The 18,147-nt window shown below is 40.4% G+C and carries 19 protein-coding genes; 12 read left to right on the top strand and 7 right to left on the bottom strand.

The window, feature by feature from the left end:
- Positions 1–29 precede the first annotated feature (29 nt).
- Genes guaB through proB form a run of 3 tightly spaced genes read left to right on the top strand, consistent with a single transcriptional unit; the run spans position 30 to position 2,787 of the window.
- Entirely contained in the window at positions 30–1,475 is a 1,446-nt protein-coding gene (guaB, locus tag WCX87_RS07285; protein WP_345978863.1) for an IMP dehydrogenase, read from the top strand.
- A 53-nt stretch (positions 1,476–1,528) separates the two neighbouring features.
- Positions 1,529–2,029, top strand: coding sequence for an RDD family protein (locus tag WCX87_RS07280; RefSeq protein WP_345978861.1), 501 nt, complete (start codon positions 1,529–1,531; stop codon positions 2,027–2,029).
- Entirely contained in the window at positions 2,026–2,787 is a 762-nt protein-coding gene (gene proB, locus WCX87_RS07275) for a glutamate 5-kinase (RefSeq protein ID WP_345978859.1), read from the top strand. The genes WCX87_RS07280 and proB overlap by 4 nt, the downstream gene beginning before the upstream one ends.
- An 11-nt stretch (positions 2,788–2,798) precedes the next feature.
- Here proB and WCX87_RS07270 read toward each other — a convergent pair whose 3' ends face one another.
- The 7 genes from WCX87_RS07270 to WCX87_RS07240 form a co-directional block, all read right to left on the bottom strand.
- Positions 2,799–3,692, bottom strand: coding sequence for a HAMP domain-containing sensor histidine kinase (locus WCX87_RS07270; protein ID WP_345978858.1), 894 nt, complete (start codon positions 3,690–3,692; stop codon positions 2,799–2,801).
- 105 nt (positions 3,693–3,797) lie between these two features.
- Positions 3,798–4,283, bottom strand: a complete 486-nt coding sequence (locus WCX87_RS07265; protein WP_345978856.1) for an Hsp20/alpha crystallin family protein — start codon at positions 4,281–4,283, stop codon at positions 3,798–3,800.
- 94 nt (positions 4,284–4,377) lie between these two features.
- Positions 4,378–5,034, bottom strand: coding sequence for a DUF502 domain-containing protein (locus tag WCX87_RS07260; protein ID WP_345978854.1), 657 nt, complete (start codon positions 5,032–5,034; stop codon positions 4,378–4,380).
- Positions 5,035–5,346: 312 nt separating this feature from the next.
- The gene (locus tag WCX87_RS07255) at positions 5,347–5,619 is read right to left on the bottom strand and encodes a hypothetical protein (RefSeq protein ID WP_345978853.1); all 273 of its coding nucleotides are present in this window, start codon (positions 5,617–5,619) and stop codon (positions 5,347–5,349) included.
- A 673-nt stretch (positions 5,620–6,292) separates the two neighbouring features.
- Positions 6,293–6,727: a hypothetical protein gene (locus tag WCX87_RS07250; RefSeq protein WP_345978851.1), complete on the bottom strand. Its 435-nt coding sequence runs from the start codon at positions 6,725–6,727 to the stop codon at positions 6,293–6,295.
- Positions 6,728–6,748: 21 nt separating this feature from the next.
- Positions 6,749–7,066, bottom strand: coding sequence for a hypothetical protein (locus tag WCX87_RS07245; protein ID WP_345978850.1), 318 nt, complete (start codon positions 7,064–7,066; stop codon positions 6,749–6,751).
- Between the two features lie 4 nt (positions 7,067–7,070).
- On the bottom strand, positions 7,071–7,622 hold the full coding sequence (locus tag WCX87_RS07240) for a hypothetical protein (RefSeq protein WP_345978848.1): 552 nt from the start codon (positions 7,620–7,622) through the stop codon (positions 7,071–7,073).
- 192 nt (positions 7,623–7,814) lie between these two features.
- Between WCX87_RS07240 and WCX87_RS07235 the strand changes: the two genes are divergently transcribed.
- The 9 genes from WCX87_RS07235 (at position 7,815) to WCX87_RS07195 (ending at position 18,112) form a co-directional block, all read left to right on the top strand.
- Positions 7,815–9,080 (top strand): O-acetylhomoserine aminocarboxypropyltransferase/cysteine synthase family protein, encoded by a 1,266-nt coding sequence (locus tag WCX87_RS07235; protein ID WP_345978847.1) that lies wholly within the window; start codon positions 7,815–7,817, stop codon positions 9,078–9,080.
- Positions 9,081–9,282: 202 nt separating this feature from the next.
- A complete protein-coding gene (locus WCX87_RS07230; RefSeq protein ID WP_345978845.1) occupies positions 9,283–9,741 on the top strand; it encodes a MarR family winged helix-turn-helix transcriptional regulator in 459 nt (152 codons plus the stop codon).
- Positions 9,738–10,865: an efflux RND transporter periplasmic adaptor subunit gene (locus WCX87_RS07225; protein ID WP_345978843.1), complete on the top strand. Its 1,128-nt coding sequence runs from the start codon at positions 9,738–9,740 to the stop codon at positions 10,863–10,865. Before WCX87_RS07230 ends, WCX87_RS07225 begins: the two co-directional genes overlap by 4 nt.
- An 8-nt stretch (positions 10,866–10,873) precedes the next feature.
- Positions 10,874–14,002 (top strand): multidrug efflux RND transporter permease subunit, encoded by a 3,129-nt coding sequence (locus WCX87_RS07220; protein ID WP_345978841.1) that lies wholly within the window; start codon positions 10,874–10,876, stop codon positions 14,000–14,002.
- Positions 13,992–15,416 carry an efflux transporter outer membrane subunit gene (locus WCX87_RS07215; protein ID WP_345978839.1) on the top strand — a complete coding sequence of 475 codons (1,425 nt, stop codon included), beginning with the start codon at positions 13,992–13,994 and terminating at the stop codon, positions 15,414–15,416. Before WCX87_RS07220 ends, WCX87_RS07215 begins: the two co-directional genes overlap by 11 nt.
- A gap of 2 nt (positions 15,417–15,418) precedes the next feature.
- A complete protein-coding gene (locus tag WCX87_RS07210) occupies positions 15,419–15,967 on the top strand; it encodes an HPP family protein (RefSeq protein ID WP_345978838.1) in 549 nt (182 codons plus the stop codon).
- Between the two features lie 72 nt (positions 15,968–16,039).
- Positions 16,040–17,152 (top strand): homoserine O-acetyltransferase, encoded by a 1,113-nt coding sequence (locus WCX87_RS07205; RefSeq protein ID WP_345978836.1) that lies wholly within the window; start codon positions 16,040–16,042, stop codon positions 17,150–17,152.
- Positions 17,139–17,327 carry an exodeoxyribonuclease VII small subunit gene (gene xseB / locus WCX87_RS07200; RefSeq protein ID WP_345978835.1) on the top strand — a complete coding sequence of 63 codons (189 nt, stop codon included), beginning with the start codon at positions 17,139–17,141 and terminating at the stop codon, positions 17,325–17,327. The genes WCX87_RS07205 and xseB overlap by 14 nt, the downstream gene beginning before the upstream one ends.
- The gene (locus WCX87_RS07195; RefSeq protein WP_345978834.1) at positions 17,324–18,112 is read left to right on the top strand and encodes a carbon-nitrogen hydrolase family protein; all 789 of its coding nucleotides are present in this window, start codon (positions 17,324–17,326) and stop codon (positions 18,110–18,112) included. Before xseB ends, WCX87_RS07195 begins: the two co-directional genes overlap by 4 nt.
- Positions 18,113–18,147: the final 35 nt, after the last annotated feature.

The following is an 18,147-nucleotide window of genomic DNA, read 5'->3' as shown; positions in this document are numbered from 1 at the left end:
CACTACTTTTACCGTATACAAGGATAGTCATGAGAATTCGTAAACGCGCCCTAACATTTGAAGATGTACTACTAGTACCACAATACTCAGAAGTTTTACCAAAAGAGGTAAACCTAGAGACTAAACTTACAAAAAACATCACTTTAAATATTCCTATGGTTTCAGCTGCGATGGATACGGTAACTGAGTACCGCGCTGCTATCGCTATGGCACGTCTTGGCGGTATCGGGATCATCCATAAGAATATGGATATCGAGACACAATGCAAGCAGATCAGAAAAGTTAAAAAATCAGAGAGCGGGATCATTATCGACCCTATCTATGTCTATCCTGATGCTACTTTGGCTGAAGCTGATGCTCTTATGAACGAGTATAAGATCTCGGGTGTTCCTGTTGTAGACGGACATAACAAACTTCTAGGGATCCTTACAAACCGTGATATGCGTTTTGAAAAAGATATGCGTAAGACTGCTAAAGAAGTTATGACTAAGATGCCTCTTATCACTGCAACACAAGGAATATCTTTAGATGAAGCGGCTGATATCATGCACAAAAACAAGATCGAAAAACTTCCTATCATCGATAAAGACGGGTTCTTAAAAGGTCTTGTGACTATCAAAGATATCAAAAAACGCATCGAGTATCCAAATGCAAATAAAGATGACTTCGGCAGACTAAGAGTCGGCGGAGCTATCGGTGTAGGTCAGCTTGACCGTGCAAAAGCATTGGTAGATGCAGGATGTGACGTACTTGTTCTTGATTCTGCTCACGGTCACTCAAAAGGTATCATCGACACTGTTAAAAAGATCAAAGAAACTCTTGTCGTTGATGTCATCGCAGGAAATATAGCGACTGCAGAAGCTGCAGAAGCATTGATCACTGCTGGTGTAGACGGCGTAAAAGTCGGTATCGGACCGGGTTCTATCTGTACGACTCGTATCGTTGCGGGTGTAGGTGTTCCTCAGATCTCAGCTATCGATGAATGTGCTGAAGTAGGTAGAAAACACGGTGTGCCTATTATCGCAGACGGCGGTATCAAGTACTCTGGTGACATTGCAAAAGCTCTTGCGGTAGGTGCAAGCTGTATCATGGCAGGTTCACTTCTTGCAGGAACTGAAGAATCTCCTGGTGAGACTATCATGTTCCAAGGACGTCAATACAAATCATACCGCGGTATGGGAAGTATCGGTGCGATGCAAAAAGGTTCGAACGACAGATATTTCCAAGAGGGAACGGCAGCTGATAAACTGGTTCCTGAAGGGATCGAAGGCCGCGTACCTTTCCGTGGAAGCATCGCAGGTATCATCCATCAGATGATGGGTGGACTTCGTTCATCTATGGGATACTGCGGAAGTAAAAGTATAGAAGATTTTTGGAAGAAGGCAGAGTTTGTAGAGATCACGAGTGCAGGACTTAAAGAGAGTCACGTTCATGATGTCATCATCACTCAGGAAGCTCCTAATTATCATATATAATTTTATGGCATCTGCACATTTACGCAGGTGCCGACAAAGTAAAAGATTAGCATATGGATAATATAAAATACGCAGGTTTTTGGGTAAGATTTACCGCCTCTTTTTTAGACACTCTTTTCTTAGCTCTGCCCGTGGCAGTGGTTATCTACTTTTTAAGTAACGGTAACTGGTTCGACCTCTCAATCTATCAGCAAAACTTGATCTATGCGATGAACGGCAATGCCGCAGCAGCACTTGCACACCAACCTCAAACCTCATTTACGTGGGAACTTATCTTTGAGATATCTGTTTTAGTTGTGACTATCGTTTTTTGGAGAAGATGGCGTGGTGCCACTCCCGGTAAAAAGATAGTCAAAATTAAGATCGTAGATGCAAAAACATTTGATGATATAACAAATAAACAAGCTATTACCCGTTCACTCGGGTATATCATCTCAACGATACCATTTTTACTTGGATTTATAATCGTTGCATTTCGAAAAGATAAGAGAGCATTTCATGACCTATTGGCAGGAACTGCTGTTATTTACGATGAAGATGAAAGGGAAATATGAAAAGAATAGTAATAAAAGTCGGAAGCGGAGTCTTAACAGAGTCAAACAGTATAGCAAAAGTGAGGATGTTGAAATTAGTCACACTTATAGCTGAGATCAGAGAAAAATATGATGTTATTTTAGTGAGTTCTGGCGCAGTGGCTGCAGGATACACCTCTTTAAAACTGGACAGAAAAAAACAGATCGGCAAAAAAGTATTGGCCTCTGTGGGTCAGCCTATCCTTATGAGTAGTTATAAAAAGAAGTTCGATACCTTTGAGGTTGAGATCTCTCAGATACTTTTGACCGAAGATGATTTTGACTCAAGAAAAAGAACGGAAATATTTCGTCAGATCATAGACACGACACTGGAAAACGACATACTTCCTATTATAAACGAGAATGATATATCTACGACACCGGATCAGGTATTTGGAGACAATGATCAGCTTTCAGCACATGTCGCACATCACACAAACTCAGACATCCTCATTATTTTAAGCGATATAGACGGTTACTATGACTCAAATCCTCATGAAAATAAAGATGCAAAGCTTTTAAAAGTAGTAAATAGTATTTCAAAAGAAGCATTAAATCAGAGTCATACACCAAATAACGAGTTTGCAACAGGCGGGATCGTCACAAAACTCAAAGCAGCAGATTATCTTCTTGACAAGAATAGAAAGATGTTTCTCTGCAGCGGTTACGACCTCTCGGCAGCAAGAGAATTTTTAATGGAAGGTGTCCATAATAAAGGGACACTTTTTAAAAACAGCTAATAAAACACTCTCTATGACTTCTCAAAACAGAGAGTAAATACTGCTCCGTCTTGAGAGTTTTGGACTCTGATCTCTGCATGGTGTTTTTCCATGATGAGTTTGCTCATATACAGACCGATGCCTGAACCTCCAAAAGCTTTTTTCGTAGTGACATAAGGGTTAAATATCTTATCAAGCATCAGCACGTCGATGCCCCCGGCATTGTCTTCTATCTGAAGCATGACTTTAGACTCTTTTTGCTTTGTAGATATCCGTATGGTACGATCCTCTTTTTCTCTGATGGTAAAGGCATCTTTTGCATTGTGCAGGATGTTTATGATGACGTGTTGTAACTCTTTGCCGTTTCCTTTTATGGAGACCTCTTCATCTTTTTTAAACTGGATCTTTATATCTGCGAATTCTAGTTCGTCTTCTAAGAGTTTTAAAGAGCTTTTGACTACTTTATTGAGTTTAAACATGTCGTCGTCATTGACAGGACTTAAAAAGTTTCTAAACTCTTTGAGTGTCGATTCCATATGCTCGTTTTGTTTTTCTATGGAGTCCAGATTCTTTAAAAAATGGTTTTTGTCGATAGTGTCGTCTTTAATATTTTGTTTAAGATCGTCGGTATACATCGAGATGAGAGAAAGCGGCTGGACCCATTGATGAGCGACTGCATCCATCATCTCTCCCATAGTGATAAACCTGATCTTTTCAAGCATCAGGATCTCGTGTTCGAGTCTCTTTTTTATCTCTTTCTGAACTTTATTCTCTAAAACAGTTTTATACTCTTCAAGTGCATTATATGCATTTTTTAACTCCTTGTATGACTCTTTGAGTTTACTGTCGGAGCTCTTGTCTATCTTCAGCTGTTTAAACTTTTTTTTGAACTGTTTATACACAGATTTAAACCTAGATGTTTTCAAAGTACTGCACCATTGTTGATTTTTATCATTGTATTTTTTGTTTGTTACATGTCTATTACATGTAAAGAGGAATAGACAGAAAAATATCCCCGAAAGAGGGGATAATCAGGATTTTTTAGGGATGTCTATGGTCAAGACCCCGTTTTTAAATTCTGTCTTGAGTTTGCCGGTATCAGCATCTTTTGGAAGAGTGAAGCTTCTATATACACTGCCGCTGTAGCGTTCTTTTTCATAAAAATGCTCATCTTTCTTTTCAGTGTCTGCATCATTTTTTGCTTTGACGTAAAGAACATTCTCTTTTGTCTTTACTTTGATGTTTGACTTGTCAAATCCCGGCAGATCCATGTTGACGACATATTGTTTGCCGTCATCTTTAAAGTCGCTTTTTACGGATATCTCCATATTGTCGGAGAACTTTTCATCATTGAAATACTTTTGATGAAAGTTTATGAACATCTTGTCCATATCTTTTTGCAGTTTTACAAAGTCATTGTAAAAAGGATCGTTTACAGGCTTTTGTTGCTGTGCATCGGCACTTACTAAAAGACCGCCTAAAACCATCGCCATTAAAGTCGTATGTATAACTTTCATACTCTATCTCCTTTTTGAATTGAAATAGTGCGCACAAGAAAATTGTAATACTTTTTTTTAACTAAATGGTGAACGAGCAGTTTTTTAGATACTCCTATTTTTTATTTTCTTCCAGCCATCTGTCTAAAGAAGTAAGCTCATCGAGATTGCGTGGTTCTGTCTTTAAGATGTCTGCCAGACTTTTAACACCCATGGAGAGCAGATACTGGAGGTTGTCATCAAACGTCGCTTTTTCTATGACATAGATGTTGTCTTTGTGTACTTCAAACATATACCCGCCGTTTGGTATGGGCGTCTGTGAAAGTGTGACGGTGTAATGCTCTTTAATGATGCTCTCTTTTTGAGAGTACATAAGCCCGATATTGTAGCCCTCGGCTGCAAAACCTTTAATGGCGACTACCAACACCTGCGTTTCGCCTTTCTTAGAGGAGTTAAATATCCCGATGATGTCTTTGATGGTAGAATATCCCGGTATCTTGTTTAAGATGTTCTGCGTCCACTCAGCAAGCCTTGTCTCGACAAAATGCCCCACGACATAAAGCAGCACCATAAATGTGAAGATGACCAAGATAAACCATAAAGACTGGTTCGTCTGCGGATGAAAACCAACAAGGCTAAACACTCCCTCTACGAGTACGTCTACCTTCTTATACAGCCAAAGCACGATCATCGTGATGACTGCCAAAGGAAGGATCCAAAAAAATCCCTGTATCATAAGCTCGAAAAAGTGTCTTAGTTTACTGCTTTGCATTCTCTACTCCACTCCATATTTTGCATAGGTTGCATAAATTAGAGTTTATTATACACTTGTTTTTGAGAATCTATAATTTTTAAATATTCTATTGACATAGATAATGCCAAGGGCTTACATGTAAGGTGTTTGTTTTTAAGGTCATAGTGTTGTTGCCAGTTAAAAGTGGATTTTCAACCCCTGGGGTGTATTTTTTAAATCATCAGTTGGCCAATCTTCAGGTATATTCTTTTTATTGCAAAATTTACAATCTATACAACTTAATCCAATACCTCCTTGATCAAAATAATGAAATGTATCTTTTTCATGGATTTATCTACCTAAAAGTGAATACCAATCAAGCACAATTATTTCTTCTTTTTCATCCAACTCAATATTCAATTCTTCAATTAATTCAAGCCATCTCATAAATGCAATGTTATATTTTTTCTCACTAATTAAATTTTGAATTGATTCTACCTGTAAAGAATTTAATTTCATTTCAGCTAGTTCCAAAAATTTTTTTGTAACTTTTTCAAATTCTTTCATAGTATTTTTGTGAACTTCAGTGTATTCTTCATTAGAGAGACTGATTTTTTTTATCATTCTATTTCCTTTCAAATTCCGGGGACAGGATACTAATTAATTAGAAATTCTTGTCTTTTTTAGGTCGTCCGGCTTTTTGTTTTTATAAAAAACTCCCATTATTGTTTTAATCTTATCATACAAAAATAAAATCTACCTCTCTCAATATATGACAATTTGTAATTATGTATACTGTCCCCGGAATTTGCCGGATTTTCCCCAATTGTCCCCGGATTTTCCAATTGTCCCCAGATTTTCGCGGAATTTCAATTAAGTATCCTGTCCCCGGATTTTCCCCGGATTTTTTGTTTATCTGCCTCTTTAGTCTACATGTAAAAGTGGATATTCAATCCATGGGTGTATTTTTCACTACAAAATTAGTGATGGTTATTATCTGACCCTTTATTTTTTGAGACGAATATTAATCCTAATACTATTAAAAAAGAACTAATTAATATATAAATATTGGTTACAGTAGAATCAATAGACCAACGTATAATATTTATATTTATATTGTAATTAAAAAAAATCTTAACTGATGAAGCAATTATCAATATTATAAAAAAACCTATACTTATTTCTCTATTCATCAGGATTATCCCCATTTTGACTATCTTAGTACATTTGATATAGTTTAGTTCCTATCCCAAATTCCGGGAAGAGTATACATTATTTTTTTTTGTTTTCTATATCTTCATTGTACAAACGTCACTGTAGCACCTGTTCTCTTTGCTTCATTGACTAACCTTGTACTGTTTGTGATACCAATAGTACAGATGTTGATATCTTTTAATTCATCATTTTTATACAAACTAAAATTATTAAGAAGTATAGCTTCTAGTTTTTCTGGATTAGAACATACTACTGTAACATTTTTGATATTTAATTTTAAAAACTTTGAAAAATCATCAGAAAAACCTCCATCACTTCCCGTAGTTTTAACAGCAGCGATTGCTAGAGCATCACCAGCCAAACCTCGTGAAGGAATAGTCACAATTGTCATATCATGACTGGGACATCCAAGTGTAGATTTTTGAATTATCTCAGCATTTGAAAGATGTTTATTTGTTACACATGCTTGAAATACAAATGGTATTAAAACCAATAAACCTAATTTAATTTTTTTCATATTTTTTCCTTTTGTAGTTGCCTAATCAAGTTCTTTTAAACCTTCTTCCTTCATACATGTATTTAGTTTTGTATGTACTTTTAAGGTCTCTTGCTTTTCGTAATTGTCTATCGCCTCATCAGCTTTTGGATTATCTAAGTGAAACTTTAGATAATCATTTATATTCATTTTTATAGAGAGGTTGTATAGTTCTTCATCATAATGGCATTTTGACTTTGCGTGTTTAATCTTCAAATCATCTGCTGGCGTATTGTCTATATTAGCCCATTTTGCAGCACAACCGGTTATAGCAAATATCAAAAGAAAAAAGAAAAATGTTTTAAAAAAGTAAAAGTTCATTATTTTAATCTCCAAGTTCAGAGATCTCTCTTGTTAAAACATCTGATATTAATGCAATATCTTTAGGTTCATTTTCCGCATTCCATTGAAACAGCATCACTTTCGTATTAACGGCAACATCTTCTAGATATGCATATTTTGTTGTACTCTCTGGAATTGAATAGTGGGCAAGTAAAGTATTTCCGTCATTTGTGTAAACATCAACTGAATAGATGAACTTTGGCTTTGCAAGTGCATTGCCGCCGTAGAGATATATTCGTGTGTAATCCAGATTTATTACTAGACCAAAACCTTGAGAAGAATTCATGTTTTTTGTATTTAGATCTTTTTGCAAGTCATCTTTAAATTCTGCTTGTAGCTTGGCTTGATTATAAAATGTTTTGTTCTCTTGATTTTCAAAACCATCTTTATGAAGAGTAACATTGATATCTTTGAGATAATATTGAGAGGAGCCTTTTTTAAGAGGTGTCGGTTGCACAGCATATTTAGTGTTACCGGAGCATCCTGAGAAGATGACGATCGTTATAAACAATATGGCTAGTGTGATTTTTTTCATGTATTCCCTAAAAGTAAAATGTGATGTGAAGATTATCGAAAAATAATATTTTTAAACTTAAATACAATATCAAATTTATCAAATATTCTGTTCAGTAAAAATGGATGTATGACTAATCCACTCATGATTAGATGGCAACTTAAGTGATTTTGGATAAAATTATAAAAATTAATAAATTAAGAGGCACTCTCTATGAAACAACAAACACAAGCTTTACATGTAGGATACGACAAAGATTCTCAAAGTACTATGGCTGTGCCAATTTATCAGACGACTGCGTATGAGTTCCGTGATGCGGAACATGCGGCAAACCTTTTTTCATTAAAAGAGCTGGGGAACATCTATACACGTCTGAACAATCCGACTACGGATGTCTTTGAAAAACGTTTTGCAGCACTGGAAGGCGGTGAAGCCGCTCTTGCTACGTCAAGCGGTATGAGTGCTATCTTTTATGCCATAGCAAACTGTGCAGAAGCAGGGGACAATATCGTCTGTGCTTCACAGCTTTACGGCGGGACTCTGACTCAGACGGCTCACACATTGAAGCGTTTTGGCATCGAGGCGAGATTTTTCAATGTCCACAATCCCCAAGAGATACATAAACTTGTAGACGAAAAGACAAAAGTGATCTTTTTCGAGACGCTTACAAACCCGAGCATCGATGTCGCGGATATAGCAGCTCTTACAAAGATTGCAAACGAGTATAATATCATCACGGTAGTTGACAACACAGTCGCTACACCTATTCTTTGCCGTCCGTTAGAGCATGGAGTGGACGTAGTCGTTCACAGCGCGAGTAAATACACGACAGGTCAGGGACTTGCGATCGGCGGTATCTTGGTTGAGAGAAAAGGGCTTTTAGAGAAGATAAAAGCAAATCCTAGATATGCTCACTTCAACGAGCCTGACCACTCTTACCACGGGCTTGTGTATGTAGACGTGCCTCTTCCTATCTTTACGCTTCGTGCTAGGTTAAGCCTGCTACGCGATCTTGGTGCAGTCGTCTCTCCGTTTAACTCATGGCTGTTCATTCAGGGGATCGAGCATCTTTCACTTCGTATGAAACAACACTCTGCAAATGCACAGGCACTGGCTGAGTTTTTAGAGTCTCATCCGAAAGTCAAAAAAGTGAACTATCCTGGTCTAAAAAGCAATGCGAACTATGAAAATGCGATGAAGTATTTTACAGGCGGAGCATGCAGCGGACTGCTTAGTTTCGAGTTAGAGAGTTTTGATGCAGCGGTAAAAGTCGTGGATGCGACAAAACTTTATTCGCTTGTCGTAAACATAGGCGATTCAAAATCGATTATCACTCATCCCGCTTCGACGACTCACCAACAGTTAAGCCCGACTGAGCTTGATGCATGCGGCGTGCCTGCAGGACTTATCCGTATCAGCTGCGGGCTTGAAGATATATCTGATCTTATAGACGATATAAAACAAGCGCTAGAAGCGTAATAGTACAATTACAACAGCAGTCTTTTACTGCTGTTTCCCTCTTTTTCTACAAACATTTATACCTTACATGTAAGAGATCATAAAAAAATCTGACAAGCCATTTTTATCTTAATTTGAAATATAGTAGCATATGCAACTATATTAAGTTTTATTAAAGTTGCATATGCTACTATTTTGGAAATATTTTAGGTTTGGAGAGTTTATGGAATATATGTTAAAAGATTCTATCGGCTACAGTATCAATCTTGTAGCTACGACAGTCAAGACAAATTTCACAAAACTTCTGCAGTCGAAGTGCGGTATTGCGGCAGAGCAGTTCGCCACTTTAAAGATCATCAAAGAAGATGACGGAGTGACGCAGACACGCATCGCCGAACTGCTTGGAAAAGATAAGACGACCGTCGGCAGATCGATAGAGTCTCTCTTAAAGAAGGGTCTGCTTGCAAGAGAAGATATCGAGAGTGACAAAAGAGCAAATAGAGTCGTTTTAACACCAAAGGCTGAACATATTCTTGAGATAGCGATACCGTTATCACAAAAATTCAATGAAACTGTAAAAAGTAAATTAAGTAAAGAAGAGGTAGAGACCTTTTTTAAAGTTCTCGATACTATTCTAAAAGAGAGTCAAAATATGAATATAAGCAAAGGAAGCTATAGATGAAATTATTTAGTAGATATTTATCAAAAACGATGTTGATCGGCGGGATGGTCTTTGGAAGCTCACTGCTGGCACAAGATGTTAAACCTGCTGCTATGCCTGCACCAAAAGTTGACGTCTATGTCGTACCAGAGGCAACAGACACTCCTGTCTCTTTAGAATATCCGGCTCGTATTAGTTCTGTGAAAAACGTGACGATAACTTCTAGAGTTGCCGGTGTCTTAGAGGAAAAACATTTTACGGAGGGTGCGACTGTTCATAAGGGTGATTTTCTTTATAAGATAGAACCTGATATCTATCAAGCAGCGGTTAACAGTGCGCAGGCGACGCTTGATCTGGAAAATGCAAAACTTCAAAAGGCGAAAAAAGAGTGGGACCGTGCTGATGGACTCTACAAAGACAAAGCGATCAGTGAGCAGGATAAAGACACGGCATACTATGCATACCAGACTGCAAAAGCGAGTGTGGACGTAGCAAAAGCAGAACTTCAAAGAGTCTCTGTAGACCTTAACTACACAGAGGTAAAAGCGACGATCGACGGAGTCGCTGGCGTGAAGCTTGTGGATGTAGGAGATTATGTTAAAGAGGGAACGGCGCTTTTAAGCATTACGCAGACAAATCCTATCTATGCGGATTTCTCTATCCCGGATATCAATGCGATCAAACAAAAGTATGAACTTGAAAACGGCAGTTGGTCAAACATGCAGGGAGCGGGTCTGAAAGCTTCGCTCACAGTCGACGGTAAACCGTATACGGAACTTGGAAAAGTCGACTTTATAGATACAAACGTGGATGCGGCAACCTCTACTTTAAAAGCCCGCGCTGTTTTTGACAATGCCTCTGCACAGCTGATCGCAGGGCAGTTCGCTACGATAAAGATCATAGGCGTTGTTTCAAAACAGGTTATCACAGTCCCTCAAAAAGCGGTTTTGCAAAATCCTCTTGGAACGGTAGTATTTGTAGTCGTTGACGGCAAAGTCGCAGTAAAACCTGTGAAGATCGTGGATACGGCAGATCAGAATTTTATAGTCAAAGGTGTCAATCCTAAAGATGTGGTCGTTGTGAACAACTTTTTCCGCATCAAACCGGGCGCACCAGTGAGTATAGATAAAACTATAAATAAATAGGTACAGTGATGTTTTCTAAATTTTTTATAAACAGACCGATATTTTCAGCGGTTCTTTCCATCATAGTCTTGATCGCAGGTTTTATCTCCATAAAATCACTGCCTGTTCAGGCATATCCGAGTGTCGTACCTGTTCAGATAAACGTATCTGCGACATATCCCGGAGCTGATGCACAGACGCTTTCAAAGACAGTCGCTGCACCTCTTGAAGAAGCGATAAACGGTGTCGATAACATGATATATATGACATCGACGGCTTCACCCAGCGGTACGGTTTCTATCAGCGTACTTTTTAAGATAGGTACAGATCCAGACCAGGCAAATGTGGATGTAAACAACCGTGTACAGCTGGCGATCAGCAAGCTTCCTCAGTCTGTCCGCGATCAGGGGATAAGTGTACGTAAACGCTCACCCGATATGCTAAAAGTTCTTGCTTTTACCTCTGAGGGAAAAAAGCACGATACGATCTATCTTTCAAACTATGTTCTAGTCAACGTACTTGATGATATCAAACGTATCCCGGGAGTCGGAGACGCGTATATATTCGGTAATCAGGATTACTCTATCCGCGTATGGCTCAATCCCGACAGACTTGCGAACTATAAGCTGACGGTCACTGACGTCGTAAACGCGATAAAAAGTCAGAACAACCAGTACTCAGCAGGTCAGTTGGGGCAGGAACCGATCGCCGATCATCCTGTCTATACATACACTGTTCGTGCGCAGGGAAGGCTGAAAAATGCCGAGGAGTTCTCAAACATCATTCTTAGATCAAACAGCGACGGTTCAGCTTTAAAATTAAAAGATGTGGCGCGTGTCGAGCTTGGTTCTGAGTCATACTACTTCAAAGCGAAATACAATAAAGAGCCGATGATCCCTGTCGGGGTTTTCCTTGCACCGGGTGCAAACGCTTTAGAAGTCTCAGCAGCGCTTGATAAGACGATGGAGGAGCTGTCTAAAAGCTTTCCCTCAGATGTAAAAGTAAGTGTACCGTATGATCCTACGGAGTTTGTAAAACAGTCTATAGAAGAGGTCGTATTTACTCTTGGACTTTCTATTTTACTGGTCGTGTTTATCATCTATCTTTTCTTAGGAAATGTAAGAGCGACGATCATTCCGGTCCTTGCCATTCCGGTCTCTATCATCGGTACGTTTGCAGGGTTTTATGCGGCAGGCTTTTCCATAAACCTGCTGACGCTGTTTGGACTCACTCTTGCCATCGGGCTTGTCGTGGATGATGCCATCGTCGTTATAGAGAACGTGGAGCGTATACTGCGTGACAATAAGAATATGAGCGTAAAAGAGGCTACCATCAAAGCGATGAACGAGATTACGGGTCCGGTTATCGCCATCGTCTTGGTTCTCTCCGCCGTCTTTATTCCTGCATCGTTCATGGGCGGGTTCAGCGGTAAGCTTTACCAGCAGTTTGCCATCACCATAGTTATGTCGGTGAGTATCTCTGGAATCGTCGCTTTAACACTGACACCGTCACTGTGTGCACTGTTTTTAAAACATGAAGAACCGACACCGTTTTGGCCGATCCGTAAGTTTCATGAGATGTTCGATAGAGCGACAGTCAGTTTCACAAACGGTGTCAAGCGTGTCATTAAACTAGCGGTCATAAACCTGCTTCTGTTCGTAGCTATGATCGGTGTGGCATATACATTGATGTTAAGACTTCCTAGCGGACTTGTTCCGGGTGAAGACCAAGGGGTGATCATGGTCATCCAAAATATGATGCCTGGTGCTTCGCTGCAAAGGACGCAAGCCGTGACCGATGAGGTCAACGATCAGCTTCTGGCAGATAAACAAGTGACAAAAGCAGCAGGTCTGAGCGGTCTGGATATAACGACATTCGCGTACAAGACGGATGCGGGGATCTCGTTTGTGCATTTGACCGACTGGAGCGAGCGCCGTTCACCTGAGCTTGCAGCTTCTGCAATAGCAGGTAAATATATGGGGCAGTTCTCGCAGAACAAAGAAGCATTTTTATTTGCCGTCACTCCTCCGCCGATACGCGGGATGAGTACGACTGGTGGTTTTGAGATGTATGTGCAAGACCGTACAGGCGGTGAACTAAGTAAACTAAACGGTTATATACAAGAGATTTTGCAAAAAGCAAATCAGCGTCCTGAACTTATGGGTGTCCGTACGACACTTAACACAAATGTGCCTCAGTATATGGTCAAAGTGGATGAGGCAAAAGCAAAAGCTTTAGGCGTGACGGTAGCTGACGTGTTTATGACGCTGCAGGCGACATTCGGTCATACATATGTAAACGATTTCAACCTGTTCGGGCGTACATACCATGTGAATTTGCAGGCAGATACTACCTACCGTGAAGGGCTGAACAGTTACGATAACGTCTTTGTAAAGTCATCGAGCGGAAGTCTGATCCCTATCAGTACGATAGTCGACATCAAACGCATTGTGGGACCAAGCGTCATCCAGCGTTTTAATATGTTCGATGCGGCAAGCATATCGGGAATGGCAAAACCGGGATACAGTTCCGGAGATGCACTAAAAGCGATAGAAGAGGTCGCAAGATCCGTACTGCCGGAAGGTTATACGATCAGCTGGGCAGGAACATCGTACCAGGAGAAAAAACTTGAAAAAAGCGGTAATCTGGCGTTTGTCTATGCGATACTGTTCGTATTTTTGATCCTTGCTGCGCTGTATGAGAGCTGGAGTATCCCTTTTGCGGTCATACTAGCCGTCCCGTTCGCATTTTTCGGTGCTGTTTTAGGACTCTGGTTACGAGGTATGGAGGCCGATATCTATTATCAGGTCGGTCTTATTACGCTTGTCGGGCTTTCGGCAAAAAATGCCATCTTGATGGTAGAGTTCGCTATGCAGAAACTCAAAGAGGGCTATCCGCTTCTTGAAGCGACGATAGAAGGTGCGAAGATACGTTTTAGACCGATCGTCATGACATCGTTTGCATTCATCATGGGGTCGCTGCCTTTGGCACTTAGTATAGGTGCAGGCGCGAACAGCCGTCATATCATCGGTACTACGGTCGTGGGCGGGATGATAGCCCTTACGATGATCGGGATATTTTTCGTACCTCTGTTTTACTATCTGATAATGAGGTTTAAGATGAGATTTTTTGATAAAGGAGAGGTAGATGCGCACTAAAACATTATTGCTCTTAATAGCAGCGGCTTTGGCCGTTTCGGGCTGTTCTATGGCGCCAGATATGAAGACTCCTAAAGTCGAAGTGCCTTCATCGTTTGATAAAAACAGTGATAAGAATGCAACGGTAGAGATGTCATGGTGGAAGAACTTTCATGATGAGAACTTAAATGTTTTGATCGAAGAAGCACTGAAAAACAATGACGATCTGAAACTGGCTGTAGCAAATGTACAAAAAGCGCGTGCACAGTACGGCATCAGCGAAGCAGATATGTACCCTAGGCTTGATCTGGATGCATCTGCAGCACGTCAAAGAAAGAGTTCAAATGCATTTCCTAGTAATTTCGGCGGGATATACAACAACTACAGTGTCTCTGCATCTGTTGCGTATGAACTGGACTTCTGGGGCAGGGCACGAAATCAAAGAAGTGCAGACTTTTCGTCTTTGCTGGCAACCGATGCGGATAAAGAGGCATTACGTATCTCTCTTATCGTCGATGTTGCTACATACTATTTTAACCTTGTATCGATCAACGAGCAGTTGAACATCGCAAAAGAGAGTCTAAAAAGCTATGAAGAGACTCTGCAATACAGGCAGATGCAGTTAAAGCATGGAGTCGTCGATGAACTTGTAGTCGCTCAGGCAAAAGCTCAGGTAGCTTCGGCAAATACTTTGGTTCAGACGATCGAGACCAGCAAAGTAAAAACACAGAGTGCTCTTGCACTACTTCTTGGACGCAGTCCAAAAGAGATATTTGAAAAGATGGTAGTCTCTTCAAAAAGCCTGCCGCAGTCTATTGAGATCCCTGCAGGTCTGCCTGCGACTCTTTTGCAAAACCGTCCGGACATCAAAGCTGCAGAGGAAAACATAAGAGCAAAAACGGCACTTATCGGAGTGGCTAAAGCGGCATATTTTCCAAGTATCAGTCTGACGGGTAATTACGGTTATCAAAGCCAAAACTTTGACAATCTTATAAGCGGAAGTTCATCTGTTTGGGGGTTTGGACCGAGTCTTAATATGCCTATTTTTGATTTTGGAAGAATAAGTGCAGCGGTAAAAGTTAGTAAAGCGGATCAAAAGACTGCATTGATATCTTATGATAAAGTCGTAAAGACTGCTTATAAAGAGGTGTATGACGCACTTGGCACCATCCGTGTTTCAAAACTCAAATGCGACTCAGTAGAGCAAGAGGTCAAAGCAAATGATCAGGCGTATATGCTTGCAAGCAAAAAGTTCGAACGCGGAACGGCTAGCTATCTTGATGTACTGCTTGCCCAGAAAGCTCTTTTAAGCGCAAGACTTACAAATGTCAGTACCAATGCCCAGCTTCTTATAGATGAGGTGACGCTGTATAAATCACTAGGCGGCGGATGGAGCCGTAACTACGATAATAATGTGACAAAAAGCGATGATTGAGAATGAACTCTTTTTTTAAAAGGATGAGAGGCGGGGAGACATGCCCGCCGAGAAAACCTTTTAGCAAGATTGCGTGGTCGTGGCTTGGTGCATTTCTGGGGATATATCTTGTGTCCGTTATGAGCAGACTGACGCATCTTGATCTTTTAAACAGTATGTTCTTGGTCGGCTCCTTTGGAGCCTCAGCTGTTCTTATCTACGGTGCTCCGCAGGTCGAGTTCTCCCAGCCTCGTAATCTGGTAGGCGGACACGTGATCTCTGCCATTATAGGGGTGAGCATATATAAGTACCTCTCTTTAGATATAGCAGTTTTAGGAGCGCTTGCCGTTTCATTCTCTATCGTAGCTATGCATTTCACACGTACTCTGCATCCCCCCGGAGGTGCGACGGCACTCATCGCAGTGATCGGAAGCGCTCAGGTTCATAGCAGCGGCTATATGTTTGTACTCTCGCCGATCGCTACGGGAGCGGTGATCTTGCTTGTCGTAGCTCTTTTTGTAAACAATCTTTCCAGCAATCCGAAGAGACATTATCCAAGATACTGGGTATAAAAAAGTAAAATTGAATTTGTATTAAGTCATTTTCGCTAAAATAACATAATTATTTTTTGGAGAATGTAGAAATTGTCATTGAACCTGCAAACACATACCGAGCATTTTACTAATCCGCTTTACTTAGAGAGCGGGCGTATTTTAGAGCCGTATGACATCACATATGAAACATACGGGACTCTAAACGACGATAAAAGTAATGTGGTCGTTATCTGTCATGCATTGACGGGTTCACACCATGCTGCAGGTACTTACGAAGGTGAGAGCAAAGCCGGATGGTGGGACGGTTTCATCGGTCCAAATAAAGCGGTAGATACTAACAAGTATTTTGTTATCTGTACGAATGTCATTGGAAGCTGCTTCGGTTCAACAGGTCCTATGTCTACGATGCATCCGCATCATGAACCTTACCGCTACAAATTCCCCGTCGTCTCGATTAAAGATATGGTCAAAGCGCAGCGCATACTTTTTGACAGACTGGGGATCCATTCCGTGGAAGCTATCATCGGCGGTTCTATGGGTGGAATGCAGGCACTGCAATTTGCTATCAACTTTCCTAATTTTGCTAAAAAAGTGGTCTCTATGGCAGCGACTTACGCAACACAGCCATGGGCGATAGCTTTTAACAAAGTGGCAAGTGAAGCGATCCTTAAAGACCCGGATTTTAAAAACGGGTATTATGACCCAAAAGACATCAAAGAAAACGGGCTCAGCGGCATGGCTATAGGACGTATGGCAGGGCATATAAGCTTCTTGTCACACCATTCGATGAGTGAAAAATTCGGTCGTGAATACAAAAGAAACGACGGTCTTTTTGAACTTTTCGGAAAGTTTCAGGTAGAGTCGTATCTGGAGTACAACGGAAACAACTTTACAAAATGGTTTGATCCGCTTACATATCTGTACATCACAAAAGCGATCAATATCTATGACTTGGCACGCGGATATGATTCATTAGAGGATGCTCTTAAAAATATCAATGCCCAGCTGCATCTGATAGGATTTAAAAGCGATATGCTGTTTTTAAGTGAAGAGATGAAAGTCATTGGCGATACATTAAAAAGTATCGGTAACGAAAAGCATAATTATTTTGAAGTCGACAGCGATTACGGTCATGATGCTTTCCTGGTCGAACTAAAGAAATTTGATTTCTATGTGAAAGAGGTATTAGATGGCAAAGAATGATTTTGAGACAAAACTGGAAAACTCAAAAAAGATACTAGAGACATTGATGAATCCTGAAATAACTCTTGAAAACAGTGTCAAGGCTTACGAAGAAGGGATGAAAGAGCTTCAAGACGCACAAAAGATGCTTGAAGATGCACAGTTGAAAATCCAAGAGATCAAAATCTCAAAATGATAGCTGCCGTACTACAACTTCCCGCGATCGGGATGAGCTCTACAAAACTCTACCACTATATCCGTATAGCCAATAAAAAGGGCGTGAAGGTACTGGTTTTGGGAGAGTACCTTCTAAACTCCTTTTTTAAAGAACTCCAGTCTATGTCGACAGCGATGATAAAAGAGCAGTCAGAACACCAGATAAAGATACTAAAAGAGCTTTCAAATACGTATGCAATGACGATAATCGCACCGCTGATCATCGTGAAAAAAAAGCAGCCTTACAAATGTATAGCAAAGTTTTCTCCGACATCCACCTCATACTACTACCAGCAGATCCTGATCAACTATCCTCACTGGAACGAAGCAAAGTTCTTTGCCAATGAGACGACATTTTTAAAATCTCCTATGGTCTTTAGTGTCGATGGTTTTAAGTTTGCCGTGATGAGCGGATTTGAGATGCACGTAGACAGACTTTGGCATTTTGCTTCACAAAAAAACGTGGATGCGGTCATCATCCCGAGCGTTTCAACATTTGAGTCGGCATCAAGATGGAAAAATCTTGCACAGATGCGTGCTTTTACACATAATTGCTATGTGCTTCGTGCAAACAGAATAGGCGAGTACAAAGAAAAAGAGTACACGTGGAAGTTCTACGGTGACTCTTTTATGATCGATCCTAACGGTGATGTCGTAAACGAACTGGGCAACAGCGAAGAGTTGATGATAGTAGAGATGAGCCATTCTGAAGTGATAGAAGCAAAACGTGCATGGGGATTTAGAGATCTTAATACAAAGTATTAGTTAATTCCTGATAACCAGACTTGCAATAGTTTGGA

The sequence above is a fragment of the Sulfurimonas sp. HSL3-2 genome, from assembly GCF_039645965.1.
GTDB lineage: Bacteria > Campylobacterota > Campylobacteria > Campylobacterales > Sulfurimonadaceae > Hydrocurvibacter > Hydrocurvibacter mobilis.
The sequence above is the reverse complement of the archived record's forward strand: the minus strand, read 5'-3'. Positions and strand labels throughout refer to the sequence as shown.